The sequence below is a fragment of the Arthrobacter sp. MMS24-S77 genome, from assembly GCF_054888235.1.
The window spans coordinates 3479268-3502621 of the sequence record NZ_JBTZRN010000001.1; the positions used below are offsets into that span (position 1 = coordinate 3479268).

The 23354-nt window shown below is 61.3% G+C and carries 30 protein-coding genes; 1 reads left to right on the forward strand and 29 read right to left on the reverse strand.

Features of this window, described 5'->3' with window-relative positions:
* Positions 1-43: 43 nt before the first annotated feature.
* From map to rpsJ, 23 genes are all read right to left on the reverse strand, one after another.
* Positions 44-871, reverse strand: coding sequence for a type I methionyl aminopeptidase (gene map, locus ACX5I4_RS15915; RefSeq protein WP_461838752.1), 828 nt, complete (start codon positions 869-871; stop codon positions 44-46).
* Between the two features lie 201 nt (positions 872-1072).
* Positions 1073-1642 carry an adenylate kinase gene (locus tag ACX5I4_RS15920; RefSeq protein WP_461838753.1) on the reverse strand — a complete coding sequence of 190 codons (570 nt, stop codon included), beginning with the start codon at positions 1640-1642 and terminating at the stop codon, positions 1073-1075.
* 5 nt (positions 1643-1647) lie between these two features.
* A complete protein-coding gene (gene secY, locus ACX5I4_RS15925) occupies positions 1648-2958 on the reverse strand; it encodes a preprotein translocase subunit SecY (RefSeq protein WP_461837501.1) in 1311 nt (436 codons plus the stop codon).
* A 185-nt stretch (positions 2959-3143) separates the two neighbouring features.
* The gene (gene rplO / locus ACX5I4_RS15930; protein WP_184740612.1) at positions 3144-3626 is read right to left on the reverse strand and encodes a 50S ribosomal protein L15; all 483 of its coding nucleotides are present in this window, start codon (positions 3624-3626) and stop codon (positions 3144-3146) included.
* Complete coding sequence (gene rpmD / locus ACX5I4_RS15935) at positions 3626-3832, reverse strand: 50S ribosomal protein L30 (RefSeq protein ID WP_059387371.1); 207 nt, start codon at positions 3830-3832, stop codon at positions 3626-3628. The genes rplO and rpmD overlap by 1 nt, the downstream gene beginning before the upstream one ends.
* Positions 3833-3834: 2 nt before the next feature.
* A complete protein-coding gene (gene rpsE, locus ACX5I4_RS15940; RefSeq protein WP_461837502.1) occupies positions 3835-4506 on the reverse strand; it encodes a 30S ribosomal protein S5 in 672 nt (223 codons plus the stop codon).
* A 29-nt stretch (positions 4507-4535) separates the two neighbouring features.
* Positions 4536-4919, reverse strand: coding sequence for a 50S ribosomal protein L18 (gene rplR / locus ACX5I4_RS15945; RefSeq protein ID WP_265979331.1), 384 nt, complete (start codon positions 4917-4919; stop codon positions 4536-4538).
* Between the two features lie 3 nt (positions 4920-4922).
* Positions 4923-5459: a 50S ribosomal protein L6 gene (gene rplF / locus ACX5I4_RS15950; protein ID WP_059387368.1), complete on the reverse strand. Its 537-nt coding sequence runs from the start codon at positions 5457-5459 to the stop codon at positions 4923-4925.
* A gap of 18 nt (positions 5460-5477) precedes the next feature.
* Positions 5478-5876 (reverse strand): 30S ribosomal protein S8, encoded by a 399-nt coding sequence (rpsH, locus tag ACX5I4_RS15955; RefSeq protein ID WP_028265096.1) that lies wholly within the window; start codon positions 5874-5876, stop codon positions 5478-5480.
* Between the two features lie 77 nt (positions 5877-5953).
* A complete protein-coding gene (gene rplE, locus ACX5I4_RS15960) occupies positions 5954-6532 on the reverse strand; it encodes a 50S ribosomal protein L5 (protein WP_461837503.1) in 579 nt (192 codons plus the stop codon).
* The gene (gene rplX, locus ACX5I4_RS15965) at positions 6529-6894 is read right to left on the reverse strand and encodes a 50S ribosomal protein L24 (protein ID WP_461837504.1); all 366 of its coding nucleotides are present in this window, start codon (positions 6892-6894) and stop codon (positions 6529-6531) included. Before rplX ends, rplE begins: the two co-directional genes overlap by 4 nt.
* A gap of 3 nt (positions 6895-6897) precedes the next feature.
* On the reverse strand, positions 6898-7266 hold the full coding sequence (rplN, locus tag ACX5I4_RS15970; protein ID WP_003803789.1) for a 50S ribosomal protein L14: 369 nt from the start codon (positions 7264-7266) through the stop codon (positions 6898-6900).
* Positions 7267-7616: 350 nt separating this feature from the next.
* Positions 7617-7916, reverse strand: a complete 300-nt coding sequence (gene rpsQ / locus ACX5I4_RS15975) for a 30S ribosomal protein S17 (RefSeq protein ID WP_059387365.1) — start codon at positions 7914-7916, stop codon at positions 7617-7619.
* Positions 7913-8236 carry a 50S ribosomal protein L29 gene (rpmC, locus tag ACX5I4_RS15980; RefSeq protein WP_059387364.1) on the reverse strand — a complete coding sequence of 108 codons (324 nt, stop codon included), beginning with the start codon at positions 8234-8236 and terminating at the stop codon, positions 7913-7915. The genes rpsQ and rpmC overlap by 4 nt, the downstream gene beginning before the upstream one ends.
* Positions 8237-8238: 2 nt before the next feature.
* Positions 8239-8655 (reverse strand): 50S ribosomal protein L16, encoded by a 417-nt coding sequence (gene rplP / locus ACX5I4_RS15985; protein WP_028265101.1) that lies wholly within the window; start codon positions 8653-8655, stop codon positions 8239-8241.
* Entirely contained in the window at positions 8656-9492 is an 837-nt protein-coding gene (gene rpsC, locus ACX5I4_RS15990; RefSeq protein ID WP_028265102.1) for a 30S ribosomal protein S3, read from the reverse strand.
* The gene (gene rplV, locus ACX5I4_RS15995; protein ID WP_028265103.1) at positions 9493-9858 is read right to left on the reverse strand and encodes a 50S ribosomal protein L22; all 366 of its coding nucleotides are present in this window, start codon (positions 9856-9858) and stop codon (positions 9493-9495) included.
* 38 nt (positions 9859-9896) lie between these two features.
* Complete coding sequence (rpsS, locus tag ACX5I4_RS16000) at positions 9897-10178, reverse strand: 30S ribosomal protein S19 (protein ID WP_018773666.1); 282 nt, start codon at positions 10176-10178, stop codon at positions 9897-9899.
* A gap of 12 nt (positions 10179-10190) precedes the next feature.
* On the reverse strand, positions 10191-11030 hold the full coding sequence (rplB, locus tag ACX5I4_RS16005; protein ID WP_028265104.1) for a 50S ribosomal protein L2: 840 nt from the start codon (positions 11028-11030) through the stop codon (positions 10191-10193).
* A gap of 29 nt (positions 11031-11059) precedes the next feature.
* Positions 11060-11365, reverse strand: coding sequence for a 50S ribosomal protein L23 (gene rplW / locus ACX5I4_RS16010; RefSeq protein WP_059387362.1), 306 nt, complete (start codon positions 11363-11365; stop codon positions 11060-11062).
* Positions 11362-11979, reverse strand: a complete 618-nt coding sequence (gene rplD, locus ACX5I4_RS16015) for a 50S ribosomal protein L4 (protein ID WP_461837505.1) — start codon at positions 11977-11979, stop codon at positions 11362-11364. The genes rplW and rplD overlap by 4 nt, the downstream gene beginning before the upstream one ends.
* 4 nt (positions 11980-11983) lie before the next feature.
* Complete coding sequence (gene rplC, locus ACX5I4_RS16020; protein ID WP_028265107.1) at positions 11984-12634, reverse strand: 50S ribosomal protein L3; 651 nt, start codon at positions 12632-12634, stop codon at positions 11984-11986.
* Between the two features lie 18 nt (positions 12635-12652).
* A complete protein-coding gene (rpsJ, locus tag ACX5I4_RS16025; RefSeq protein ID WP_003803825.1) occupies positions 12653-12961 on the reverse strand; it encodes a 30S ribosomal protein S10 in 309 nt (102 codons plus the stop codon).
* Positions 12962-13350: 389 nt separating this feature from the next.
* Here rpsJ and ACX5I4_RS16030 point away from each other — a divergent pair, with 389 nt between their 5' ends.
* Positions 13351-14778 carry a GH1 family beta-glucosidase gene (locus tag ACX5I4_RS16030; RefSeq protein WP_461837506.1) on the forward strand — a complete coding sequence of 476 codons (1428 nt, stop codon included), beginning with the start codon at positions 13351-13353 and terminating at the stop codon, positions 14776-14778.
* A 35-nt stretch (positions 14779-14813) separates the two neighbouring features.
* On the opposite strand, the gene ACX5I4_RS16035 is transcribed toward ACX5I4_RS16030, so the two are convergent.
* The 6 genes from ACX5I4_RS16035 to rpsG all read right to left on the reverse strand — a co-directional run bounded on the left by ACX5I4_RS16035 (position 14814) and on the right by rpsG (position 23354).
* Positions 14814-14939: a hypothetical protein gene (locus ACX5I4_RS16035; protein ID WP_461837507.1), complete on the reverse strand. Its 126-nt coding sequence runs from the start codon at positions 14937-14939 to the stop codon at positions 14814-14816.
* A 29-nt stretch (positions 14940-14968) separates the two neighbouring features.
* Complete coding sequence (locus ACX5I4_RS16040) at positions 14969-15424, reverse strand: hypothetical protein (protein WP_461837508.1); 456 nt, start codon at positions 15422-15424, stop codon at positions 14969-14971.
* On the reverse strand, positions 15418-19092 hold the full coding sequence (locus ACX5I4_RS16045; RefSeq protein ID WP_461837509.1) for a hypothetical protein: 3675 nt from the start codon (positions 19090-19092) through the stop codon (positions 15418-15420). The genes ACX5I4_RS16040 and ACX5I4_RS16045 overlap by 7 nt, the downstream gene beginning before the upstream one ends.
* A gap of 180 nt (positions 19093-19272) precedes the next feature.
* Entirely contained in the window at positions 19273-20463 is a 1191-nt protein-coding gene (tuf, locus tag ACX5I4_RS16050) for an elongation factor Tu (protein ID WP_028265109.1), read from the reverse strand.
* Positions 20464-20700: 237 nt separating this feature from the next.
* Positions 20701-22815, reverse strand: a complete 2115-nt coding sequence (gene fusA / locus ACX5I4_RS16055; RefSeq protein ID WP_461837510.1) for an elongation factor G — start codon at positions 22813-22815, stop codon at positions 20701-20703.
* Between the two features lie 68 nt (positions 22816-22883).
* Complete coding sequence (rpsG, locus tag ACX5I4_RS16060; protein ID WP_059387355.1) at positions 22884-23354, reverse strand: 30S ribosomal protein S7; 471 nt, start codon at positions 23352-23354, stop codon at positions 22884-22886.

Below are 23354 nucleotides of genomic sequence, written 5' to 3' on the forward strand. Positions count from 1 at the left end.
AATTTCCGAATCCCGGTGTCGCCAGGGATTTTCCGTAGCGGGGTCAGGGAATCGGGACAGGCACGACGCCGAGCGGCACCAGTTGCTCTGCGCCGCCGTCGGGGGCGGAAAGCACCCAGATGCCCTTTTCGTGGACGGCGACGGAGTGCTCCCATTGGCACGAGCGCTTGCCGTCGGTGGTCACCACGGTCCAGTCGTCGTCGAGGGTCGCGGTTTCGATGCCGCCACGGACCAGCATGGGTTCGATGGCGAGGCACAATCCCGGCCGGATCTTGGGGCCCCGATGGGTGGTGCGATAGTTCAACACGTCAGGGGCCATGTGCATCTCGGAACCGATACCGTGTCCTACGTAGTCTTCCAGGATGCCCAGCGGCTTTCCCGGCACGGATGAGACGTAGTCGTCCACGGCGTTGCCGATGTCGCCGACGAACTTGCCCTTGGCCAAAGCGGCGATTCCACGCCACATCGCAGCCTGGGTGACGTCCGAGAGCCGCTGGTCTTCAGGGTCGGCAGTGCCGACTATCACCGTCCTTGCGGAGTCGGAGTGCCAACCATCAACAATCGCCCCGCCATCAATCGAAATAATGTCCCCGTCCTGCAGGACGCGGTCACCGGGGATGCCGTGGACTACTTCCTCGTTGACGGAGGTGCAGATGGTGGCAGGGAAGCCGTGGTATCCGAGGAAGTTCGACTTCGCTCCGGCGTCGATCAGAACCGCCGCGAAGACGGCGTCGATCTCCCGCGTGGTGACACCCGGTTTCGCAGCCCCAACGGCCGCGTCGAGGGCGCTGCTGAGGACCAATCCGGCGTCGTGCATCTTGCGCATTTGCTCGTTGGTCTTGTATTCGATGCGGGGCTGGCCGAACGCCATGGTCTCCTCTTGTGGTGTGCTGCGGGATCTGATCGGTCCCAAGTCTTTCCCTATTTTCCCGCATCAGCGACCCAGTTCGAAACCGGCCCTGGGATCGTTCCAGGAAGCATCCCTGGTTTCGGTACGCGTACAGGGGAACAGAAAAGGGTGTGTCCCGCGCTCATGGCGCCGGACACACCCTTTTCATCACAACGGGCGGGACTAAACCGCCTTGGCCGCCTCGATGGCCAGCAACACGCGGTCAGTGACCTCGTCGATGCCGCCAATGCCATCAACCTTTGTCAGGATGCCACGTTCGGCGTACTTGGCTACTACGGCTTCCGTTTGCTCGTGGTAAAGGTCCAGGCGGTGGCGGATGACAGCTTCGTTGTCGTCCGAGCGCCCGGTCTCCTTGGCGCGTCCCAGCAAGCGCGAAACAAGTTCCTCGTCGTCGGCCGTCAGCTGAAGCACGACGTCGAGCTTCTCTTCGGTGTCGGCGAGGATCTGGTCCAGGTATTCCACCTGGGCGGTGGTGCGCGGGTAACCGTCAAGCAGGAAGCCGTTTTCGACGTCGCCTTCGCTCAGGCGGTCACGGACCATCTTGTTGGTCACGCTGTCCGGAACGAAATCGCCGGCGTCCATGTACTTCTTGGCTTCGATACCCAGGGGGGTTTCGCCCTTGACGTTTGCACGGAAGATGTCGCCCGTGGAAATGGCGACTACGCCCAAGCGTGCGGAAATCCGCTCAGCCTGGGTTCCCTTGCCCGAACCCGGAGGTCCAATGATCAGCATTCTCGTCATCGCAAAAGCCCTTCGTAGTGACGTTGTTGTAGCTGCGCATCAATCTGCTTGACGGTTTCAAGGCCCACACCCACCATGATCAGAATTGACGTGCCACCGAACGGGAAGTTCTGGTTGGCGTTGATCAGGACGAGCGCAACCAGCGGAATCAACGCCACGAAGCCCAGGTAGAGGGCACCGGGGAGGGTGATTCTGGAAAGCACGTACTGCAGGTAGTCCGCGGTCGGTTTACCCGCCCGGATGCCCGGAATGAACCCGCCGTACTTCTTCATGTTGTCCGAGACCTCTTCAGGGTTGAAGGTGATCGCGACGTAGAAGTACGTGAAGAACACAATCATGACGAAGTACAACGCCATGTAGATGGGGTGGTCGCCACGGGTGAGGTTGTTGTTGATCCACTCAACCCATGGGGCCAATGCCTCTCCCGCCTTGGGCCGGTTGAACTGAGCAATCAGTCCGGGCAGGTAGAGCATTGAGGAAGCAAAGATGACGGGCACGACGCCGGCCATGTTCACCTTGATGGGGATGTAGGTACTGGTGCCACCCACAGTCCGCCGGCCGATCATGCGCTTGGCGTACTGGACCGGAATGCGCCGCTGGGACTGCTCCACAAACACTACGAGTGCGACGGTCACCAGGCCGATGGCCAACACGGTGAAGAAGGTGCCCGGGCCCTTGGAACGCCAGATGGCACCCAGGGAGGTCGGGAAGCCGGCCGCGATGGAGGTGAAGATGAGCAGGGACATACCGTTGCCCACGCCCTTCTCGGTGACCAGTTCGCCCATCCACATGATGAGGCCCGTACCTGCCGTCAGCGTGATGACCACAAGAATCGTGGCGATAATGCTGGTGTCCGGGATGATCGGCAACTGGCAGTTGGGCAGCAACTGCCCGGAGCGGGCCAGGGAGACCAAGGTAGTGGCGTTCAACAGACCCAGCGCAATGGTCAGATAGCGCGTGTATTGCGTCAGCTTCGACTGGCCCGAGGCACCTTCTTCGTACAGCTGCTGGAACCGCGGAATGACCACGCGGAGCAACTGCACGATGATGCTGGCCGTGATGTACGGCATGATCCCCAGGGCAAAGATCGAAACCTGCAGCAGTGCACCACCGCTGAACAGGTTGACGAGCTGGTAGAGGCCGCCCTGGTCCTGATTGCTTGACAAACATTGCTGAACATTTTGGTAGCTCACACCAGGCGAGGGGATAAAAGCGCCCAAGCGGAAGATTGTGATGATTCCCAGCGTGAACAACAACTTGCGTCGCAGATCAGGCGTCCGAAATGCCCGGCCGAATGCGCTTAGCAAGCGTCCTCCTGAGTTAAAAGTCCAAGGGTGTCGAAGGGGTCATTGAAACCCAACACCCGAGTCTAACGGCTTGATACGCCATGCGAACAATCGAGGGGGTCGCGCCACACGAAAAACTCCCGGCGCGGGGGGCCGAAGCCCCCACACCGGGAGTCGATTCACAACTGACGATCGACCCTGAGCCCTTAGAGGGCTGTGGTGGTTCCGCCTGCTGCTGCAATCTTTTCAGCTGCGCTGGAAGAGAAAGCGTGGGCGGTGACGTCAACCTTGACGGTGATGTCGCCGGTGCCCAGCACCTTCACGGGCTGGTTCTTGCGAACGGCACCCTTCTCAACCAGGGACTCAACCGTGACAACGCCACCTTCCGGGAACAGCTCGTTGAGCTTGTCCAGGTTAACAACCTGGAACTCAACCCGGAACGGGTTCTTGAAGCCGCGAAGCTTCGGCAGGCGCATGTGCAGCGGCAACTGGCCGCCGGCAAAGCCAGCCTTGACCTGGTAGCGGGCCTTCGTACCCTTGGTACCGCGACCGGCGGTCTTACCCTTGGAGCCTTCACCACGACCAACACGGGTCTTGGCAGTCTTGGCACCAGGGGCGGGACGCAGGTGGTGGACCTTCAGAGTGTTCTGCTTGTCAGCAGCCTCTGCGGCGGTTTTGTTCTCAGCCATTACTTCGCCTCCTCTACATTCACGAGGTGCGGAACCGTGTTGAGCATTCCAACGGTCACGGCATCAGCGGTACGGACAACAGTGTGTCCGATGCGCTTGAGGCCGAGGGACCGCAGGGTTTCACGCTGGTTCTGCTTGGCGCCGATGACGCCCTTGATCTGGGTGATCTCCAACTGTGCGTCGGAGGGAGTCAGGTTCTTAGCCATGACTAGACACCTGCCTTCTGGTTCTGGAGTGCGCGCACCAGAGCAGGAGGAGCAACCTCGTCCAGCGGCAGGCCACGGCGGGCTGCCACGGAAGCGGGCTCTTCCAGTCGCTTCAGGGCGTCAACAGTCGCGTGAACGATGTTGATGGCGTTCGAGGAACCGAGCGACTTGGAAAGAACGTCGTGGATACCGACGCATTCCAGTACCGCGCGGACCGGACCACCGGCGATAACACCGGTACCCGGGGAAGCCGGACGCAGCATGACAACGCCTGCTGCGGCCTCACCCTGCACGCGGTGCGGGATGCTGTTGCCAACGCGGGGAACGCGGAAGAAGGACTTCTTAGCCTCTTCAACGCCCTTTGCGATAGCTGCCGGAACTTCCTTGGCCTTGCCGTAGCCAACGCCAACCAAGCCGTTACCGTCACCGACGACGACCAGGGCGGTGAAGCTGAAGCGACGACCACCCTTGACGACCTTGGCAACACGGTTGATGGTTACAACGCGCTCTACGAACTGGCTCTTCTCGGCCTCGCGACCGCCGTCGCGGCCACCACGGCCACCACGGTCGCCGCGGCCCTGGCCACGGTCACCACGCTCGCCACGACGGCCGCCACGGCGGTCGTCGGTGGCAGCAGCGGTCTCAGTTGCCTCAGCAGCTGCAGCTTCAGTCACCTGAATGTCCTTTTCGTTATTCTCAACGGTCACAGTGCCAGCCCACCTTCGCGTGCACCGTCAGCGACGGCGGCGATGCGGCCGTGGTACTTGTTACCACCGCGGTCGAAGACAACAGCTTCGATGCCTGCAGCCTTGGCACGCTCTGCAACGAGCTCGCCGACGCGCTTGGCCTTGGCAGTCTTGTCGCCATCGAGTGCACGAAGGTCAGCTTCCAGCGTGGAAGCGGAAGCCACGGTTACACCCTTGCTGTCATCGACAACCTGGACGAAGATGTGGCGTGCGGAGCGGTTGACGACCAGACGAGGACGAACAGCCGTGCCGGTGATGCGCTTGCGGATACGAAGCTGGCGACGACTGCGTGCAGCAGACTTGCTCTTGTTCGTACGCTTCTTGTTAATTGCGATGGCCATGGTTTACTTACCAGCCTTTCCGACCTTGCGGCGGATAACTTCGCCGGCGTAACGGACACCCTTGCCCTTGTAGGGGTCGGGCTTGCGCAGCTTGCGAATGTTGGCAGCAACCTCGCCGACCTGCTGCTTGGAGATACCAGCGACGGAGAGCTTGGTCGGCCCCTCCACCGTGAAGGTGATGCCTTCCGGAGCGGAGACATTGACCGGGTGGCTGAAGCCGAGAGCGAACTCAAGGTCAGAACCCTTGGCCTGTACGCGGTAACCGGTGCCTACGATTTCAAGCTTCTTCTCGTAGCCCTTGGTGACGCCCTCGATCATGTTGGCGATCAGGGTGCGGGTCAGGCCGTGCAGGGAACGCGAAGCGCGCTCGTCGTTCGGGCGGGTGACAGTCAAGGTGCTCTCGTCCAGGGTGACCTCGATCGGGCTGGCTACAGTGTGGCTCAGCTCGCCCTTGGTGCCCTTGACGTTGATGACAGAGCCATCAACCTTAACTTCAACGCCGGCAGGAACGGTGATGGGGAGACGTCCAATACGTGACATTATTCTCTTCCTTTCCCGTTACCAGACGTACGCGAGGACTTCGCCGCCCACGCCCTTCTTGCCGGCCTGCTTGTCAGTCAGGAGGCCGGAAGAGGTGGACAGGATTGCGATACCCAGGCCACCCAGCACGTGAGGCAGGTTGGTGGACTTCGCGTAAACGCGGAGACCAGGCTTGGAAATGCGGCGGACACCAGCGATCGAACGCTCGCGGTTCGGACCGAACTTGAGGTCGATGGTCAGCTTCTTGCCGACTTCGGCTTCCTCTTCCTTCCAGGCAGCGATGTAGCCTTCTGCCTTCAGGATGTCGGCAACGCGTGCCTTGAGCTTGCTGTACGGCATGCTCACGGTGTCGTGGTATGCCGAGTTGGCGTTGCGCAGACGCGTAAGCATGTCTGCGACAGGATCTGTCATAGTCATTTGGGCTCTTGCCCTTCCTCGTAATGGTTTCCGCGTTGGCTGTTCAAACAGCCGCGGCCGGACCTACTACGTAGTTATTAGTCTTCGGATTTGAACGGGAAGCCAAGTGCCTTGAGCAGCGCGCGGCCTTCGTCATCGGTCTTTGCAGTGGTGACAACCGTGATGTCCATACCGCGAACGCGGTCGATGGAGTCCTGGTCGATTTCGTGGAACATAACCTGCTCGGTCAGACCGAAGGTGTAGTTGCCGTTGCCGTCGAACTGCTTGCCGTTGAGGCCGCGGAAGTCGCGGATACGGGGCAGGGCGAGGGACACGAGGCGGTCCACGAATTCCCACATACGGTCTCCACGCAGAGTTGCGTGAGCACCGATGGGCATGCCTTCGCGCAGCTTGAACTGAGCAATGGACTTGCGGGCCTTGGTTACCTGCGGCTTCTGGCCGGTGATCAGGGTGAGGTCGCGGACAGCGCCGTCGATCAGCTTGGAGTCCTTGGCGGCATCTCCAACACCCATGTTCACAACAACCTTCACCAGGCGGGGAACCTGGTTCACGTTCTCGTACTTGAATTCATCAACCAAGGTCTGCTTGATGGAATCGGCGTACTTCGTCTTCAGACGCGGAACGATCTTCACTGGAGTCTCGAGAGTCTCAGTCATTGGATGTCCTTCCCGGATGCCTTGGACACGCGGATACGGACGGTCTTGGAGACGCCGTCCTTCTCAACGGTCTCGAGACGGAAACCAACGCGGGTCGGCTTCTTGGTCGAGGGGTCAACAAGAGCAACGTTGGAGACGTGGATCGGGGCCTCAACGACCTCGATGCCACCGGTCTTGGTGCCGCGCTGCGACTGACCGACCTTGGTGTGCTTGGTGACGCGGTTGACGCCTTCCACCAGGACGCGGTTGGTCTCGGTGAACACGCGCAGAACCTTGCCCTGCTTCCCACGGTCGCCGCCACGTTCCTGCTTGGCGCCGGTGATGACCTGAACCAGGTCACCCTTCTTGATCTTTGCACCCATGGGTTACAGCACCTCCGGAGCCAGCGAAACGATCTTCATGAACTTCTTGTCACGGAGTTCACGACCAACCGGGCCGAAGATACGGGTACCGCGGGGGTCACCGTCGTTCTTCAGAATCACAGCTGCGTTCTCGTCAAACTTGATGTAGGAACCATCCGCACGGCGGCGTTCCTTCTTGGTACGAACGATGACAGCCTTGACGACGTCACCCTTCTTTACGTTGCCGCCCGGAATAGCGTCCTTGACGGTTGCGACGATGACGTCGCCAATGCCTGCGTAGCGACGGCCGGATCCGCCGAGAACGCGAATGGTAAGGATTTCCTTAGCACCCGTGTTGTCGGCGACCTTCAGTCGCGACTCCTGCTGAATCAATTTTTACTCCTTGCGTCGCGCCGGTTCTCAGACCGAAATGGAGCATACGGAATGAGCCTTGCGGAACGGTTGATCGGGGTGTCTCTTGACCTGCCTGGATTTTGCCAGTGCAAGCCTAAACTCCCGTGCCGCCAGCATCAGCTTCCCTTGCGGAAATAACTGCGCGGGGCAGTATGCCGCGGCACGATTGTTTACGAGGTGGTTGTTGACGCACAACTGGCGCCATACAAACTCAACATCCTAGCACGTTTCATGCTAGGGACCGAAACGCGGGAAGGCCCGCATTCCTTCCGGAATACGGGCCTTCCTGCCAATCCATATCGCTGCCGGGCACAAAGCCCGGCGCGGGATTACTTAGCCTTTTCGAGGATCTCGACCAGGCGCCACCGCTTGGTAGCGGAGAGCGGGCGGGTCTCAGAGATCAGAACGAGGTCGCCGATGCCGGCGGTGTTCTGCTCGTCGTGAGCCTTGATCTTCGAGGTGCGGCGAATGACCTTGCCGTACAGAGCGTGCTTCACGCGGTCTTCAACCTGAACAACGATGGTCTTTTCCATCTTGTCAGAGACAACGTAGCCGCGACGCGTCTTACGGTAACCGCGCTGTTCAGCGCTGGCTGCTGCTTCCGTCACAGTTTCCTTCTGTTCGCTCACTTGGCGTCCTCTCCAGCCTCGGCTTCGGCCTTTTCAGCCTTGGCTTCTGCCTTCTTGGACTTCTTTTCTTCCTTGGCTTCCACAACCGGTGCGGCAACCTCGGCACGAATGCCCAGCTCGCGCTCACGGAGAACGGTGTAGATACGTGCGATGTCCTTCTTTACCGCGCGCAGACGACCGTGGTTCTCCAGCTGTCCGGTGGCGGACTGGAAACGCAGGTTGAACAGCTCTTCCTTGGACTTGCGGAGTTCTTCAACGAGACGCTCGTTGTCGAAACCGTCCAGCTGTGCGGGTGCGAGATCCTTCGACCCTACTGCCATTTCTATTCACCACCTTCGCGACGCACAATGCGTGCCTTCAACGGCAGCTTGTGGATTGCCAGGCGCAGTGCCTCGCGAGCTACCTCTTCATTGACACCGGCGAGCTCGAAGAGAACGCGGCCCGGCTTGACGTTTGCGACCCACCATTCCGGAGAACCCTTACCGGAACCCATGCGGGTTTCGGCTGGCTTCTTCGTCAGCGGACGGTCCGGATAAATGTTGATCCAGACCTTGCCGCCACGCTTGATGTGGCGGGTCATCGCGATACGGGCGGACTCGATCTGACGGTTCGTGACGTAGGCCGGGCTCAGGGCCTGGATGCCGTACTCACCGAAAGTGACCTTGGTGCCGCCCGTTGCAGCGCCGGAACGACCCGGGTGGTGCTGCTTACGGTGCTTGACTCGACGTGGGATAAGCATTTAAGCCTGTCCTCCTTCTGCCGCGGGAGCAGCAGCTTCAGCTGCCGGAGCCTCTGCAGCAACAGGTGCTGCGTCGGCTGCCGGACGGTCGGTACGACGACGGCGGTCACCACGGTCTGCGCCACCCGGGCGGCCCGGGCGGTCGCTGGGACCGCGGCCCCGGGACGGAGCAGCAGCTGCCTGCTGAGCCAGTTCCTTGGCGGTGACGTCGCCCTTGTAGATCCAGACCTTCACGCCGATACGGCCGAAGGTGGTCTTGGCCTCGTAGAAGCCGTAGTCGATGTTCGCACGCAGGGTGTGCAGGGGCACACGGCCTTCGCGGTAGAACTCCGAGCGGGACATTTCTGCGCCACCCAGTCGACCCGAGCAAGCGATACGGATACCCTTGGCACCCGCGCGCTGTGCGGACTGCATTGCCTTCTTCATCGCACGGCGGAAAGCCACACGGGAAGTCAGCTGCTCAGCAACGCCCTGGGCAACAAGCTGGGCTTCCATCTCGGGGTTCTTGACCTCGAGGATGTTCAGCTGGACCTGCTTGCCGGTGAGCTTTTCGAGCTCGCCGCGAATGCGGTCCGCTTCTGCGCCGCGGCGGCCGATGACGATGCCCGGGCGAGCCGTGTGGATGTCCACGCGGACACGATCACGGGTGCGCTCGATTTCGACCTTGGCAATACCAGCGCGCTCCATGCCCGTGGACATGAGCTGGCGGATACGGATGTCTTCGCGAACGAAGTCCTTGTACCGCTGGCCAGCCTTCGTGCTGTCAGCAAACCAGTGCGATACGTGATCGGTGGTGATGCCGAGTCGGAACCCGTGCGGGTTTACTTTCTGTCCCACTTAGCGAGCCTCCTCTTTCTCCGGGGTAGCGACTACCACGGTGATGTGGCTCGTGCGCTTCTTGATCTGAAATGCGCGACCCTGAGCTCGCGGCTGGAACCGCTTCATGGTCGGGCCTTCATCAACAAACGCTTCGCTGATGTAGAGGTCTCCTTCGTCAAAGGCAACGCCATCGCGGTCCGCGAGGACCCGTGCGTTTGCCATTGCCGACTGAACTACCTTGAATACCGGCTCCGAAGCTGCCTGTTCGGCGAACTTCAGAATTGCCAGAGCCTCGTTCGCTTGCTTACCACGAACAAGGTTGACGACGCGCCGGGCCTTCATAGGCGTTACGCGGATGTGACGCGCAATTGCCTTGGCTTCCATTGCTTTCCTTCTCTCGTCTTTGACGTAAGTGCAGGCGCCTAGCGGCGCTTGCCCTTACGGTCGTCCTTGACATGGCCGCGGAATGTCCGCGTGGGAGCGAATTCGCCGAGCTTGTGCCCGACCATCGACTCGGTGACAAACACCGGAATGTGCTTGCGTCCGTCGTGCACGGCGATCGTGTGGCCGAGCATGTCGGGGACGATCATCGAACGGCGGGACCAGGTCTTGATGACGTTCTTGGTGCCCTTTTCGTTTTCCCTGGCTACCTTTACAAAGAGGTGCTGGTCAACGAAAGGACCTTTTTTCAGGCTGCGTGGCATGTGTCCAGGCTCCTATCGCTTGTTCTTGCCAGTACGACGGCGACGCACAATAAGCTTGTCGCTCTCTTTGTTGGGGCGGCGGGTGCGGCCTTCACGCTTACCGTTCGGGTTGACGGGGTGACGTCCACCGGACGTCTTACCCTCGCCACCACCGTGCGGGTGGTCAACCGGGTTCATCGCGACACCACGGACTGTCGGGCGAACGCCCTTCCAGCGCATACGGCCGGCCTTACCCCAGTTGATGTTCGACTGCTCGGCGTTGCCGACCTCGCCGACGGTTGCGCGGCAGCGCACGTCAACGTTGCGGATTTCACCGGAGGGCAGACGCAGCTGGGCGAAACGGCCTTCCTTGGCGACGAGCTGAACCGAAGCACCTGCGGAACGGGCCATCTTGGCGCCGCCACCCGGACGCAGTTCAACTGCGTGGATGGTGGTACCGACCGGGATGTTGCGCAGCGGCAGGTTGTTGCCCGGCTTGATGTCAGCGTCGGGGCCAGCCTCGACGAAGTCACCCTGGGACAGCTTGTTCGGGGCGATGATGTAACGCTTGGTGCCATCAACGTAGTGCAGGAGGGCGATGCGAGCCGTGCGGTTCGGATCGTACTCGATTTCGGCAACGCGGGCGTTGACGCCGTCCTTGTCGTGACGACGGAAGTCGATCAGACGGTACTGGCGCTTGTGGCCACCACCCTTGTGACGGGTAGTGATCTTACCGGTGTTGTTACGGCCGCCAGTCTTGTGCAGCGGACGCAGCAACGACTTTTCCGGAGTCGATCGCGTGATTTCGGAGAAGTCGGCTACGCTCGAGCCGCGACGGCCCGGGGTAGTCGGCTTGTATTTACGGATTCCCATAATTCATTTCCTCGTTAAAGTGGTCTCCGCTACGCGAGCGGACCGCCGAAGATGTCGATAGTGCCTTCTTTGAGGGTGACAATCGCACGCTTGGTGCTCTTGCGCTGACCCCATCCGAATTTGGTGCGCTTGCGCTTACCGGCACGGTTGATGGTGTTGATCGATTCGACCTTGACGGAGAAAATCTTCTCCACGGCCAGCTTGATCTCGGTCTTGTTCGAGCGGGGGTCCACCAGGAAGGTGTACTTGCCCTCGTCGATCAGGCCGTAGCTCTTTTCCGAAACGACGGGTGCAATGACGACGTCGCGCGGGTCTTTGATGGTGGCTGCACTCACTTGGCATCCTCCTCGTTCTTTGCCTTGTCAGCGATGAAAGCCTCGAAAGCAGCCTTGGTGAAGACCACGTCGTCGGCGACCAGCACGTCGTAGGTGTTCAGCTGGTCTGCGTACAGAACGTGAACATCTGCGAGGTTGCGCACGGACAGTGCCGCAACATCGTTGGCGCGCTCGATGACAACGAGCAGGTTCTTGCGCTCGGAGACTGCCTTCAGCGCGGCCAGTGCTTCCTTGGAGGACGGCTTGGTGCCGGAGACCAGGTCAGCAATGACGTGGATGCGACCGTTACGGGCGCGGTCAGACAGGGCGCCACGCAGTGCGGCAGCCTTCATCTTCTTGGGGGTGCGCTGGCTGTAGTCACGCGGCGTCGGGCCGTGGACAATGCCACCACCGGTCATGTGAGGAGCCCGGATGGAACCCTGACGGGCGCGGCCGGTGCCCTTCTGCTTGAACGGCTTGCGGCCAGCACCGGAAACTTCGGCGCGGGTCTTGGTCTTGTGGGTACCCTGGCGAGCAGCAGCGAGCTGTGCGACGACGACCTGGTGCAGCAGCGGCACGTTGGTCTGGACGTCGAAGATCTCTGCAGGCAGGTCTACCTTGACAGTGCTAGTCATTGAACTAGGCTCCCTTCACGGCGGTGCGTACGAGGACGACCTGGCCGCGGGCACCGGGGACGGCACCCTTGATAAGGAGCAGCGACTTCTCAACGTCAACAGCGTGAACCGTGAGGTTCAGCGTGGTGTGACGTTCTGCGCCCATGCGGCCGGCCATTTTCAGACCCTTGAAGACGCGGCTCGGGGTGGATGCGCCACCGATGGAACCGGGCTTGCGGTGGTTCTTGTGCGCACCGTGGGAGGCTCCAACACCGTGGAAGCCGTGACGCTTCATAACACCGGCGAAGCCTTTACCCTTGCTGGTGCCGACGACGTCGATCTTCTGACCGGCTTCGAAGAGCTCAACAGAAAGCTCCTGGCCCAGTTCGTAAGACGCGGCGTCTGCAGTGCGCAGTTCGACGACGTGGCGGCGAGGAGTTACGCCAGCCTTTTCAAAGTGACCAGCCAGCGGCTTGGTGACCTTGCGGGGATCGATCTGGCCGTAGCCGATCTGAACGGCGACATAGCCATCGGTCTCTGCGTTGCGCAGCTGGGTGATGACGTTGGAGTCAGCCTGGACGACAGTTACCGGGATGAGCTTGTTGTTCTCGTCCCAGACCTGGGTCATGCCGAGCTTCGTGCCCAGCAGGCCCTTTACGTTACGGGTTGCGGTCATAGTTTTCTCAGCACCTCCCTACAGCTTGATTTCGATGTTCACGTCGGCCGGCAGGTCGAGACGCATAAGCGAGTCGACAGCCTTGGGCGTGGGGTCGATGATGTCGATCAGACGCTTGTGAGTACGCATTTCAAAGTGCTCACGGCTGTCCTTGTACTTGTGGGGAGAGCGGATAACGCAGTACACGTTCTTCTCCGTCGGCAGCGGCACGGGGCCTACTACCGTTGCGCCTGCGCGCGTGACCGTCTCAACGATCTTCCGCGCTGAAACATCAATGACCTCGTGGTCATATGACTTCAGCCGGATGCGGATTTTTTGTCCCGCCATGTCGCCTGACTCTCTTTCAGTCTGTGCTGCCCTCGAATAAAGGCTGCCCTGTTCACTTACGTGTTGTATGTGGCTGCCGAAGCATTTGAAGTAGTACTACCACCCGCCGCACAAGCTGAATCCGGAGGGATCCGGGTTCCTCAACTTGCCGGTGTAACCGACCCCCGCGGTCGGGCGTGTCGCGATTTCCACGCAAACTCGTCCGCATTCCTTTGGGGATCTGGGTTATGTTTGGGCTCCAGCTTGGACCCTGACATCCGGCATTATCCGGATCGGGACGCGAAGAAGCGCTTGAACAACTCACCTAGTATGCCGGAATTCCCCGGCATAAGCCAATTGGGCTCCCGGAGACCATTGCCATAGTCTCCGGCCGTCAGGATGATAGGGGGATGACCGTCCAAGATACTGCCACGGTGGAGGATCTTGCGAGCCGCCTCCGGCCGGGCTTCACCTTGGGCGTCGCCGCGGCGGCCTTCCAGATCGAGGGCTCGCTCACGGCGGACGGACGGGGACCATCCAGTTGGGATGCGTTCGCCGAGAAGCCTGGGGCGATCGTCGACGGCCACTCCCCCGCCGTCGCCTGCGACCACTATAACCGGACGGACGAGGACATTGCCCTCATGCAGGACCTGGGTGTGGATTCCTACCGGTTCTCCCTCTCCTGGCCGCGGATCCAACCGAGCGGCAAGGGACCCATCAACCAGCAGGGCTTGGACTTCTATGACCGCCTGATCGACAAGCTCCTTAAGGCCGGGATCTCCCCTATGGTGACCCTCTACCATTGGGATACTCCCCTGCCGTTGGAGCACGACGGCGGCTGGTTGAATCGTGCGACGGCGGAACGGTTCGCCGAATATTCCGCTGCGGCCGCGGGCCGCTTCGGCGACCGCGTGGCGCAGTGGGTCACCTTGAATGAGCCCGTTTCGGTCGCTTTGCAAGGCTATGCCCTTGGCGTCCATGCTCCCGGCAGGCGGCTGCTCTTCGATGCCTTGCCCGCTGCCCACCATCAGTTGTTGGGGCATGGATTGGCTGTCCAGGCCTTACGTGCCGCCGGCGTTGCGGGAACTGTTGGCGTTGCCAACGTGCACTCGCCAGTCCAGCCTGCGAGTAAGCGACTCACGGACCGTCTCATGGCGAAGGCCTTCGACCTCATCTTCAACCGGGTATATGCCGATCCCATCCTCTTGGGGAGATATCCGAAGCCGCCGCTGCAAGTGAAACCTTGGTTCCGGGCCCTGGGCAAAGTCCGGGAGGAGGACCTCAAGACCATCCACCAGCCGCTGGATTTCTACGGCGTGAACTATTACTACCCCATCAAGGTCGCCGCTGGCCGCGGCGCTGGAAGTTCGGCCGGCAGCAACTCCGACATGATGGCCAAGCTGCCGTTCCATCTGGCGGCCTTTCCCGAGTACGAAACCACGGGATTTGGTTGGCCAGTGGCTCCCGAACACCTAGGAATCCTGCTGCGGGAGCTGAAAGACCGCTACGGGGCGGCCCTACCTCCCCTGTTCATCACAGAAAGCGGTGCGAGTTTCCCGGAGCCGGACCACTCGCCGGGTCCTGTTCACGACTCCGACCGCATCAGTTACCTTGCTTCGCACCTTGGCCAGGCATTGAGGGCAACCGCCCCCGGCGGGATCGCCCACGACGTGGAACTTCTTGGTTACTACGTGTGGACGTTGCTGGACAACTTCGAATGGGCCGCCGGATACTCCCAGCGGTTCGGGCTGGTGCACGTGGACTTCGATACCCTCGAAAGAACCCCCAAGGACTCGTTCTATTGGTACCGGTCCTTAAGCAGGGCTCGCCAAGGTTGATCGACTGTCGATTTTCGTAGACCGATCGTGCTAAATCAGTCTTTCTTGTTCGCCCGGTTGATGCGCTTGGCACGGTCGATCTCGCGGCGGAAGTACTTCCTTCCCCAGAAGATCCCAACCACCACTACGACAACCACGATCAGAAAAATGAGCCATCCCATTCCGCATTCCTCCTTTGGGTGCAACGCTATCAGGGCGCGGCCCTGTTGAGGCGCCAGACGGCCAAGGCAATCAACGCCAAGGCGAGCACCGCCAGCATTGCGAAGGCGTAGGAACGGAGGGCCCACATGACGCTGAGGGCAACACCCACGGCACCCCACCATACGAATTTGCGCTCGGCCAGGAGCAGGCCGGTAAGCAGCAGTACCGTGTGTCCCACGAGAACCCAAAGTTGCTGCGGCACAGTGCCCGAAAAAACAGTGCCCGAAAAAGCGGTGCCCGGGACTATCGAAAGCAGGCCGCCGAGGGACAACAAGCCTGCAGCGAGTCCAACCCTGATGCGTCCATCCAGGCCGCTTCCTGTGTAGTAGCGCAACCCTGCCAAAACGGCGCCGAGGACCACGAACCACTGCAGCACCCAAAAGATCTCAGGCCTGGCTCCTTGGGCGAAGAGGACCGCCCGCTCGACGGCCGCAAGCATCAGCACCGAACCAAACTCGGCGACAGTGAACCGGATGGCCCGGGGAACCTCAAAGCAAGCAACGGCCACGGCAGCGCCAAGCAGGCCGGTGCCAGCCAACGCGGTGTCATCGTGCAGCAAACCGGCACCGGCAGCCAGCGCAAATCCCCCTCCAGCCGCGATCGCCAGCGACAACCTGCGCACCGGCTGCGCTCCGATGCCCAGGATCCTGGACCAGCGCGCCGCGTAGAGTGCAGCGGCCGCCCCCGCGCAGCCCACGAGCCACGGCAGGAATGCCTCCCATGGGGCCCCAGTCTGCCCGGGATCTGAGACTCACCGAAGACCGAATCGGCGAATACCGTGGCACCGACGACGCTCGCGGCCGAAGCAAGCGGATAGAAGCCGGGCATTCCCTCAACGTGCGAGGCCACGAAACAAATCACCGCCAGTGCAAGTCCCGCCATTCCCATCATGCTGTCCGATTCGTCGACGGACAGCAGTCCGCCGGCCCCGGCAAATGATAGGGCTGCCGCCAGCCAGAACCAATGTTCGGGAACTCCAGTTCCCGGTTGGATCAGCAATCTTCCCGCGGTCACCAGGAGCGCCAGGGTGAGCAGCACGAGGGGCGCCGCTACCGGGCCCAGGAGAGGTTCCGCGAGCCATGTACCAGCAAGGAAAGACACGTGGGTTCCTGCCGTCACCACCAAAGCAATTGTCGCCGGAATGGCAAGATATGCAGCACCTCGCGCAGCGAAGATCCGATTCGCGACGACGGCGGAGACCAGCAGCAGGGCCAGCTCAACCAGCGGAACCCAGCGACCGCCGTCGTGAGCTTGCGGCTGAAGCAGGTAGCTTGCCGGCAACGCCGCTTGGGCGGCAAGCGTCACCCACACGGCTGCCTGTTGGAAAGGAATCTGCTGCAAGCGGTTCCGCATGAGCCAGCGGATCATGTGCTGTACCACCAAGACGCCCGCGAAGGTTAGCGAAACCACCGTGGCTGAGGTGGTGACGTCGTGGGCAAAAACAGCTGCCAGGACCGCCGTGAGAATCCGGGCGGCCATGAAGTAGATGCCCTTGGCGCTCGGCCCTTGAGCCGCGGCCACCATGACCGCGGCAAACCCAGCGAAGATGGCGAGCAACGCCTCAACCTCATGGAGGTGCCCACCGCGAAGCACCAGCAGCAACCCCAGCGCCGCCGGTGCGAAGACCGCTGACGCGGTCTCCGACCGCAGCATGAACCCAGCAACCACAGCCGACGCCGCCATGAGAAGTGCGACCGCACCCGCTTGCCAGCTATCAGTTACGGAGCTGTCGAAGTACGTTCCGGAGATGCTCACGACGGCGGCGGCGCCAGCCATGAACGGCAACACCACGGCAGCGTCGAGCGTCGCGAGACCTCGATCAGGGCCACGGACCGCCTCTGCAAGGGGCGGAATCAGCTGGAGGGCCAATGCAACGAAGACAACTGTGGCAAGCTGAACAATCTCCCCCGCCAACACCAGCCCGCCTTCATCCTGCAGCAATTGCAGATAGCCCGTACCTGCGAACACGGTCGTGAGGGCGCGGGCGGCCCACCAATAACTGCGTCGATGCAGCGTGTGCGGAAGACGCCGCGCCTGGACGGCGAAGTACAGCACGGAGGCGAGCAACACCGTATTTCCCAAGGCCAGGGATACTCCACCGAAAGACAGGACCCCCACCCAAGCAATGGACGCTGGCGCAAGGAACTCGGCCACGATTCCGCGCTGCGGAGGGTTTCGTACGCCTTTCGGGAACAACATCGAGCTGACCAGCATGGCGCCAAGTACATGAATCAAAATTGCCGCTACTGCCATGGGCTGGCCGGGAGTCCGCTCGACCAGGAAAAGCAAAGGCATCACCGCCATGCCGGCACCGGCAAAGGCCACCAGGCAGGCGGTCGGCGCGAAAGTTCTGACCCCCGAGCGGATCAGCCCGGCTTCCAGCAGCAGCTGGATCGTCACCGCGGCAAGGAACGCCAGAATGACGGCGGCAGTGCGGCCAGGGTGGTCCCCCAACACGCCCGCTACCATGGCGGGAACGGCGAAAGTCAGTGCAATTCGCCCTGCCAGGACAAAGACCAAGCGCTTGGTTTCCAGTGGCCTTGTTGCCCTCAACAGCCAATACGCACCCGCCGTAGCCAACAATGCCGCCGTCGGAGCGCCGCCAAGTTCATCGGCAAACGGGGCAGCCACTACAAGCCCGGCCACGGGGAGCCACTCCGCGAGGCCTCCCAGCTTCCATGCCAGGATCAAACCGCACAGGAGAGTGGCAAACAGCGGGATCCCGACGGGTGTCCCTGAGTGGCGGAGCAGGATAAGCAACGCCGTCATGAAGGTAGCTACCAATTGAAGGCCGAAACACATTATGGCATCCATCCAGCAGCGTTGGACGGCCTGGGGTTCACTCGGCTCCGGGAACCAACGAGTCAGGCGCCTGACGCCGAATGCCGACCATAGCGACTGCATGGCCAGCAGAACGACGGCGGCCAGCAGCACCTCGGGCAGCCCAGCCCCGGCGTCGGACAACGCCGCCGGAAATGCCACAGTGAATGCAAGCCGCGCGCCATAGAACTGTTGAAGGCGGAACCGGCCCTGCGGAAGTGCGGCCATCACGGCAAAATACAGGCCACACATCACCATGATCAGGGGGTACTCCCCCTTGCCCAGATGTTGCGGAACGAAGGTCACGGCGAGGGCCACGAACGGCACGGCATACGGGTGCAATACCATCAGCGGCTGGACATAGATTCGCGGGAGCCAACCCGGGATGCGCATGGCCACGAGGGTCAGGAGTACGGCAATTCCGATCAGCGACGCGAAATACCAGACCAGCGCTCCACCGAGTATGGACACCCCGGACCATGCCGTGGAGACAACGAAACTCAAGGACAGGAAAGCAAGAACCTTGTTGTCCAAGCGGACGGCGGCGGCGACATAGGCCGCCGTGCCAACCAAGGACGTGACCAGCCAGGCGGCTGGACCGTTGTTCAAGGCGAAGTTGTACATTGCCAAACCCGTCACAGGGATCAGGGCAAGCCCTGTTCCGGCGAAGGCGATCGCAGCGGGCCGTAGCCTGGGAGCCCTGGCGTGGAGGATGAAACCGGCCGTGTAAAAGGCCCCTGTGATCGCCCAGACGCCTGCAAAGCGGAGAACGGACGGGAGGCTGGTGCCGATGAACAGAGCTGAAGCGGCAACCAGCAGGAGGCTTGCCACGTACAGCGTGATGTTGATGTTCTGCCGGTCCCGCTTCTGTTTACGCGCCGCTTGCTCGGCGCGCAGCACCTCAGGCGAGAGCGACTGGACTGGTTGCGGTTGGGGCGGGACTGGAACAGGCGGGACCGGAACAGGCGGGACCGGAACAGGCGGGGCAGGAATAGGCCCGATGGGAGCGGTCTGGACCGGAACAGGCCGGAAAGGTTGCGTGCCGCCGGGACCCTGCGGGCGGAAGGCCTGCCCCTCCGCAAGATCCGTTCCGCGGCGGGCCTCGGCGTCGCGCCACCCTGCCACGTGACCAGCCAAATACCCTGAGCGATACAGCCGGTCGGAATCCTCCACCACCTGTTGGCGGGCGCGTACGAAAAGCGCGCGTCCTTTCGATTTCCCTGCGGAATAGGACACCAGGGCGATCAGGAAGCCGACGGCCAGTGCAAGTATGGTGCCAAAGAAGCCGAACATGCTGCTCTCCTGTCCAGGGTGGGCGAAGCCGCGCTAAGCAACCCGATTCGCCCGCACGATTTATCCATTCGATAGATAAACCATAGCAAAGAAGAACCCCGCCACCGAAGTGACGGGGTTCTTCTTTGGTTTGCTACCGGCCGCCAGGCGGCCGGTCCTTCACCGATCTACAAGTAGAAACTACTTGAGGATCTTGGTGACACGTCCCGAACCAACGGTGCGGCCACCTTCACGGATTGCGAAGCCGAGGCCCTCTTCCATAGCGATCGGCTGGATGAGCTCAACGGTCATCTCAGTGTTGTCGCCAGGCATAACCATTTCCGTGCCTTCCGGCAGGGTGATAACGCCGGTTACGTCCGTGGTACGGAAGTAGAACTGCGGGCGGTAGTTCGAGTAGAACGGGTTGTGGCGTCCGCCTTCGTCCTTGGACAGGATGTAGACGTTAGCCTCGAAGTCGGTGTGCGGGGTGATGGAACCCGGCTTGACGACAACCTGGCCACGCTCGACGTCGTCGCGCTTCAGACCGCGGAGCAGGAGGCCACAGTTCTCGCCGGCCCATGCTTCGTCGAGCTGCTTGTGGAACATCTCGATACCGGTAACGGTGGTCTTCTGGACCGGACGGATACCAACGATTTCAACTTCAGAGTTGATCGCGAGGGTACCGCGCTCGGCGCGACCCGTAACAACGGTGCCACGGCCGGTGATCGTGAAGACGTCTTCGATCGGCATCAGGAACGGCTTGTCACGGTCACGTACGGGGTCCGGAACCGAGTTGTCGACAGCTTCCATGAGGTCTTCGACGGACTTGACCCAAACCGGGTCGCCTTCGAGTGCCTTGAGGCCGGAAACACGCACAACCGGAGCGTCGTCGCCATCGAAGCCCTGAGCGCTGAGCAGCTCGCGAACTTCCATTTCAACGAGGTCGAGAAGCTCTTCGTCGTCGACCATGTCCGACTTGTTCAGCGCGACCAGCAGGTAGGGAACACCAACCTGGCGGGCGAGCAGAACGTGCTCGCGGGTCTGAGCCATCGGGCCGTCAGTGGCGGCAACCACGAGGATCGCACCGTCCATCTGGGCAGCACCGGTGATCATGTTCTTGATGTAGTCAGCGTGACCCGGAGCGTCTACGTGTGCGTAGTGGCGCTTCTCGGTCTGGTACTCAACGTGGGAGATGTTGATGGTAATACCACGCTGGCGCTCTTCCGGAGCAGAGTCAATCGACGCGAAGTCGCGCTGCTCGTTGAGAGTGGGGTACTTGTCGTACAGCACCTTGGAAATGGCGGCAGTCAGCGTCGTCTTACCGTGGTCAACGTGACCAATGGTGCCGATGTTGACGTGCGGCTTAGTCCGCTCGAACTTTGCCTTTGCCACAGGTTCCTCCTAGAACGATTTCAAGTGAGTTGCTCCTCGGCCGCGCTTTTCGCGGCAGAAACTCCAGCAAGTCTACTTGGGGGCTTTGGGTTTGGTGAAATTGCAGATTCAGGAACCAATGCTAGTACCTGGAGTCTGTTCGTGCAGGGGCCGGACCGGAGCCTGGGCCGCAACCCGGCCACCTGCACTGGATGCTTTCCCGGAACCGGGTCAGCATCCTGGTTTATCCGTCGGTGATTACTCGCCGCGGGTCTTCTGGATGATCTCGTCGGCAACTGCCTTCGGGACCTCGGCGTAGCTGTTGAACGTCATGGAGTACACAGCACGGCCCTGGGTCTTCGAACGCAGGTCACCGATGTAGCCGAACATGCCGGACAGCGGAACGTGCGCACGGATCACCTTGACGCCAGCGGCATCTTCCATGGACTGCATCTGGCCACGGCGGGAGTTCAGGTCACCAATAACTTCACCCATGTATTCCTCAGGGGTGCGGACCTCAACATCCATCAGCGGTTCGAGCAGAACAGGGTTCGCCTTGCGTGCGGCTTCCTTGAAAGCCATACGGCCAGCGATCTTGAACGCCATTTCCGAGGAGTCAACATCGTGGTACGCGCCGTCAATCAGCGTGGCCTTGATGCCGACAACCGGGTAGCCGGCAAGAACGCCGTCGTTGAGTGCATCCTGGATGCCCGCGTCAACGGACGGGATGTACTCGCGGGGCACGCGGCCACCGGTGACCTTGTTCTCGAACGCGTAGAGCTCGCCGTCGGCGGTGTCCATCGGCTCGATAGCGATCTGGATCTTAGCGAACTGACCCGAACCACCGGTCTGCTTCTTGTGCGTGTAGTCGTGACGCTCTACAGCGCGCTTGATGGTTTCGCGGTAAGCAACCTGCGGCTTGCCGACGTTTGCCTCGACCTTGAATTCGCGGCGCATGCGGTCCACCAGGATGTCCAGGTGGAGCTCGCCCATGCCGGCTATGATGGTCTGGCCGGTGTCCTCGTTGAGGGAGACCTGGAAGGTCGGGTCCTCAGCGGAGAGCTTCTGGATGGCCGTGGAGAGCTTCTCCTGGTCACCCTTGGTGTTCGGCTCGATGGCAACCGAGATCACGGGCTCCGGGAAGCTCATGGACTCGAGGACGATCTGGTTGTTCGCATCGCACAGGGTGTTGCCCGTAGTGGTGTCCTTCAGACCGATGGCTGCGTAGATGTGGCCAGCGGTAGCGCCCTCAACAGGCATTTCCTTGTTGGCGTGCATCTGGAACAGCTTGCCGATGCGCTCCTTCTTGCCCTTGGTGGAGTTGACCACCTGGGCGCCTGCTTCCACGTGACCGGAGTACACGCGGATGAAGGTGAGCTGACCGAAGAACGGGTGCGCCGCAATCTTGAACGCCAGGGCCGAGAACGGCTCCTCGGCAGAAGGCTTGCGGGTGAGTTCCTTCTCTTCGTCGCGGGGGTCGTGACCGACCATGGGCGGGACGTCGAGCGGGTTCGGCAGGAAGTCGACAACAGCATCCAGCATCGGCTGTACGCCACGGTTCTTGAAGGCAGAACCACAGAGAACCGGGTAGAGCTCAGAGTTGATGGTCATCTTGCGGATGCCGGCCTTGAGCTCCTCGACAGTGAGTTCTTCACCATCGAGGTACTTCTCCATGAGTTCCTCGGAAGCCTCGGCAACAGTCTCAACGAGCTGTGCGCGGTATTCCTCAGCCTTGGCCTGGAGATCGGCGGGGATCTCCTGGACCTCGTACTTGGCACCCATGGTGACGTCACCCTTGGCATCGCCCGGCCACACCAGTGCGCGCATCTCAAGGAGATCCACGACGCCAATGAAGTCGTTCTCTGCACCGATCGGCAGCTGGAGAACCAGCGGCTTGGCGCCGAGGCGGCTGATGATGGTGTCTACGGTGAAGTAGAAGTCAGCACCGAGCTTGTCCATCTTGTTGACGAAGCAGATACGCGGCACGTTGTACTTGTCGGCCTGGCGCCACACAGTCTCGGACTGCGGCTCAACGCCTTCCTTGCCATCGAAGACAGCAACGGCGCCGTCGAGGACGCGCAGGGAGCGCTCAACCTCAACCGTGAAGTCCACGTGGCCCGGGGTGTCGATGATGTTGATCTGGTTCTTGTCCCAGAAGCAGGTCACGGCGGCAGACGTGATGGTGATGCCGCGTTCCTTTTCCTGTTCCATCCAGTCGGTCGTCGAAGCGCCGTCGTGCGTTTCGCCGATCTTGTGGTTCACACCTGTGTAAAACAGGATGCGCTCGGTGGTGGTGGTCTTGCCGGCATCGATGTGGGCCATGATGCCGATGTTGCGGACCTTGCTAAGGTCGGTAAGCACGTCCTGTGCCACGGTGTCTCCCTTTCGGATGGACTACACGTTCGCCGCCAGCTCAGGGAGCCGGCGGCGTACGGGAAGTTTTACCAGCGGTAGTGTGCGAAGGCCTTGTTCGACTCGGCCATCTTGTGGGTGTCTTCGCGACGCTTCACAGCGGCACCGAGACCGTTGGACGCATCCAGGATTTCGTTCTGGAGGCGCTCGGTCATCGTCTTCTCGCGGCGGGCCTTGGAGTAGCCAACCAGCCAACGCAAAGCGAGGGCGGTGGAGCGGCCCGGCTTGACCTCAACGGGGACCTGGTAGGTTGCGCCACCGACACGGCGGGAGCGAACCTCAAGGGAAGGCTTGACGTTGTCCATGGCCTTCTTGAGGGCGGCGACGGGGTCGCCACCGGACTTGGCGCGTGCACCTTCGAGGGCGCCGTAAACGATGCGCTCTGCGGTGGACTTCTTGCCGTCGATCAGAACCTTGTTGATCAGCTGGGTGACCAACGGGGAACCGTAAACGGGATCGGAAACTAGCGGCCGCTTCGGGGCCGGACCCTTGCGAGGCAT

What these genes read in the sequence shown, in the direction of transcription:
- rpsH (WP_028265096.1), bottom strand. Translation starts at nt 5,876, where the DNA reads ATGACTATGACAGATCCTGTCGCAGACATGCTTACGCGTCTGCGCAAC.
- rpsG (WP_059387355.1), bottom strand. Translation starts at nt 23,354, where the DNA reads ATGCCTCGCAAGGGTCCGGCCCCGAAGCGGCCGCTAGTTTCCGATCCC.
- rplR (WP_265979331.1), bottom strand. Translation starts at nt 4,919, where the DNA reads ATGGCCATCGCAATTAACAAGAAGCGTACGAACAAGAGCAAGTCTGCT.
- ACX5I4_RS15920 (WP_461838753.1), bottom strand. Translation starts at nt 1,642, where the DNA reads ATGCTGATCATTGGACCTCCGGGTTCGGGCAAGGGAACCCAGGCTGAG.
- rplE (WP_461837503.1), bottom strand. Translation starts at nt 6,532, where the DNA reads ATGACTGAGACTCTCGAGACTCCAGTGAAGATCGTTCCGCGTCTGAAG.
- rpsJ (WP_003803825.1), bottom strand. Translation starts at nt 12,961, where the DNA reads ATGGCGGGACAAAAAATCCGCATCCGGCTGAAGTCATATGACCACGAG.
- rplV (WP_028265103.1), bottom strand. Translation starts at nt 9,858, where the DNA reads ATGGAAGCCAAGGCAATTGCGCGTCACATCCGCGTAACGCCTATGAAG.
- rplF (WP_059387368.1), bottom strand. Translation starts at nt 5,459, where the DNA reads ATGTCACGTATTGGACGTCTCCCCATCACCGTTCCTGCCGGCGTTGAA.
- rpmC (WP_059387364.1), bottom strand. Translation starts at nt 8,236, where the DNA reads ATGGCAGTAGGGTCGAAGGATCTCGCACCCGCACAGCTGGACGGTTTC.
- ACX5I4_RS16030 (WP_461837506.1), top strand. Translation starts at nt 13,351, where the DNA reads ATGACCGTCCAAGATACTGCCACGGTGGAGGATCTTGCGAGCCGCCTC.
- ACX5I4_RS16045 (WP_461837509.1), bottom strand. Translation starts at nt 19,092, where the DNA reads ATGTTCGGCTTCTTTGGCACCATACTTGCACTGGCCGTCGGCTTCCTG.
- map (WP_461838752.1), bottom strand. Translation starts at nt 871, where the DNA reads ATGGCGTTCGGCCAGCCCCGCATCGAATACAAGACCAACGAGCAAATG.
- rplD (WP_461837505.1), bottom strand. Translation starts at nt 11,979, where the DNA reads ATGACTAGCACTGTCAAGGTAGACCTGCCTGCAGAGATCTTCGACGTC.
- rpsS (WP_018773666.1), bottom strand. Translation starts at nt 10,178, where the DNA reads ATGCCACGCAGCCTGAAAAAAGGTCCTTTCGTTGACCAGCACCTCTTT.
- ACX5I4_RS16035 (WP_461837507.1), bottom strand. Translation starts at nt 14,939, where the DNA reads ATGGGATGGCTCATTTTTCTGATCGTGGTTGTCGTAGTGGTGGTTGGG.
- rpmD (WP_059387371.1), bottom strand. Translation starts at nt 3,832, where the DNA reads ATGGCTAAGAACCTGACTCCCTCCGACGCACAGTTGGAGATCACCCAG.
- rplX (WP_461837504.1), bottom strand. Translation starts at nt 6,894, where the DNA reads ATGGGTGCAAAGATCAAGAAGGGTGACCTGGTTCAGGTCATCACCGGC.
- rplP (WP_028265101.1), bottom strand. Translation starts at nt 8,655, where the DNA reads ATGCTTATCCCACGTCGAGTCAAGCACCGTAAGCAGCACCACCCGGGT.
- rplC (WP_028265107.1), bottom strand. Translation starts at nt 12,634, where the DNA reads ATGACCGCAACCCGTAACGTAAAGGGCCTGCTGGGCACGAAGCTCGGC.
- rplB (WP_028265104.1), bottom strand. Translation starts at nt 11,030, where the DNA reads ATGGGAATCCGTAAATACAAGCCGACTACCCCGGGCCGTCGCGGCTCG.
- rplO (WP_184740612.1), bottom strand. Translation starts at nt 3,626, where the DNA reads ATGGCTGAGAACAAAACCGCCGCAGAGGCTGCTGACAAGCAGAACACT.